Genomic DNA, 2,569 nt, shown 5'->3' with positions numbered 1-2,569 from the left:
TATGTTGATAATTTAGTATAGAAAACACTCCTTTTAAGAAAAAATATATACAATAAACATATATACAGTTGAGAGTGTGTTTTTACATTTTGAAATAGATAATTATATTAATTATGTTTAGGGAGATAGATTGCAAATTTTATAAAAGAAAGAAATAAAGAATTTTTAGATAGTGTTTTTAAAATTTAAAATAGCACAAATTTTATCGTGTCATAGTATTTAGGTTCTTTGTTTCTAAAAAGATAAATTATTTAAAAGTAAAACTGAATTATTATAGTAAGTTATATATAAATAAAGAGTGCAATCATTATGGGGGGAATTACCAGGGTAACCCATTTCCATAAGAGCGGCACTCATTTCTCTCTAATGATATTCTATGCTATAATATTATAATATTATACATGGTGGTGTCAATGGAAAATGTTTGACAAAATACAACAAATATGATAAGAAGCATAAAAATATAATGGAGGAGCTAAATGAGTAATGAAGATAATAGTACACTAAAAAATAAAAAAGTATTTGATTCAAAAAAATATTTTATTTACGCATTTAAAAGACATATTTTAAATGAAAATAAAATTTTATATAAGAAATTTCTACCAAGTATAAGAGAGATTTTATTAGATTATATAGATATTTATGATGATGTAAATCAAAATATAGAAAATAAAAAGCTACAAAATGCAAAAAGGGATATAATTAAATCAACTATATTTTTTGTTAAAGAAAATATCTTTTATACACAAGGTATATATAAGGAAGAACTAGATTTACTTATTAATGATATGAAAAAGATAGAAAGTAATTCATTAAATTCATTAGAAGAAGCAAGAACCTATAATAAGTGCAGATCTGTTATAAAAAAGATAAGCAATGATAATTTATATTCACATTTAGGCAATATAATAAAAAGTCTGAATAACTTTGCAGAAGTAGATAGATGCATTGAATGTATGATAAGTGAAATGTTATATGATGGTTATTCTCTTAAATATATAGAAAGTTGGTATAATTTCAATATTTCAAAACAATTAGCTGAGTTAAATGAGACAAGTATAGATATTATAATTGATAAATATAAAGAGTTTAGTATACAAGAAAGAGAGTATAAATATTATTTAACTATAAAAACAATGCGAATACCAGATGAAAATATTTATTTAGATTACAATTTTGTAATGAAAAAAGAGAGTGTTGAAGATATAACATTACATAATGTACAAGATAATAAAGATGCAAAAAATTATCTTAATTATGGGGGAAATAATTATTTATATACTGTTATATTAAAATGTAGAGATTATTATAAAGGATTAGAGATATTAATAGATTCGTTAAATTCATACATACAAATGGTTAATTATTTAGATGAAGACAATGAATTAACAATAAACGATAAAATCGTAGTTAAAATAGATGAAGGTAAATACGAAAAATTAAGGAAGCAAATATATGATGATGTAATATTATTCGATAAATCAGAGGTAAAGGAATTAGAAGATATAAAAGACTTTATGGAGTATAGAGAAAAGGTATATTCTATGAATATTGGATATGATGAAATTACAAATATTCAAAGAGCTATAAATATAATAAAAGGACAAAAAGAACAAACTAAAGAAAATAGATTAATTAATTTGTGGTCTGTACTAGAGTATATGTTAACATTTCATAATGGAGATAATATTATTTCTAAGGTAAAGGATATAGTACCTAAAACATATTGTTTATATTTAATTAAAGATAAAATTAATATATTTTGGAGCATATTATACCAATATAGATATAGTGGAAATCAAATAGTAAAAGATATTATAGACGAATGTAAATCTGATGAAAAAGAATATAGATATGATTTAAATAAATTTATAAAGTTTATAAATTCAAAGGGAAAAGGTATAGGTGATGATTTTAAGTTTAATGATGTTTTAAGAAGAAGTATTTTAGAGATAGGAAGTTTATTATTTGATAAAAAAGTTAGAACAAATTACCTTAATAAAAAGTATGAAGAAATAGAAATGGACCTAATAAGAATATATAGAGATAGAAATATATTAATCCACTCTGGAAGAAGAGGAATAAGAAATATTAATTATAAAACATTAAGGTTATATCAATACAATAATAATATATTAAGTATAATTATATATTATAAAAATAAGAATCCTATGTTAACTATAGAAGAAATTTTAAATTCTATAGAATATACATATAATAAATATATAAAAGAAATTAATGGTGAATTAAAAACTGAACAGTTACTAGGTATTTGTAGACCTAAATATATGTTTATTGAATAATTATAAGTAGTTATTTAGTCATAAGATATTATATTTAAATATTTAAAGGGAGAACTATATATGATAACAGGAGAATTAAGAAGTAAGGTAGATAAGATATGGGAAACATTTTGGACTGGGGGAATAACTAACCCATTAGAAGTAATAGAACAGTTTACATATCTTTTATTTATTAAGGGACTAGATGACAAAGAAATAATTAAAGAAAATGATGCACTGCTTTTAGGAATAGATTTTGATAGAACTTTTCCGGAAGATAAACAAAA

At 21.8% G+C, this 2,569-nt stretch carries 2 protein-coding genes; both read left to right on the top strand.

The genetic code is table 11. From position 1 onward, the window contains the following. The first annotated feature begins 479 nt into the window (after nucleotides 1-479). Complete coding sequence (locus I2E98_RS15655) at nucleotides 480-2,303, top strand: hypothetical protein (RefSeq protein ID WP_195469794.1); 1,824 nt, start codon at nucleotides 480-482, stop codon at nucleotides 2,301-2,303. 60 nt (nucleotides 2,304-2,363) lie between these two features. Then, nucleotides 2,364-2,569, top strand: a 206-nt coding sequence (locus I2E98_RS15650) for a type I restriction-modification system subunit M N-terminal domain-containing protein (RefSeq protein WP_243251251.1), incomplete at its 3' end; no start/stop codon positions are given.

The sequence above is a fragment of the Clostridium sp. D43t1_170807_H7 genome (genome assembly GCF_015555905.1).
Lineage (GTDB): Bacteria > Bacillota > Clostridia > Clostridiales > Clostridiaceae > Clostridium.
This window is presented reverse-complemented; position numbering and strand designations above follow the sequence as displayed.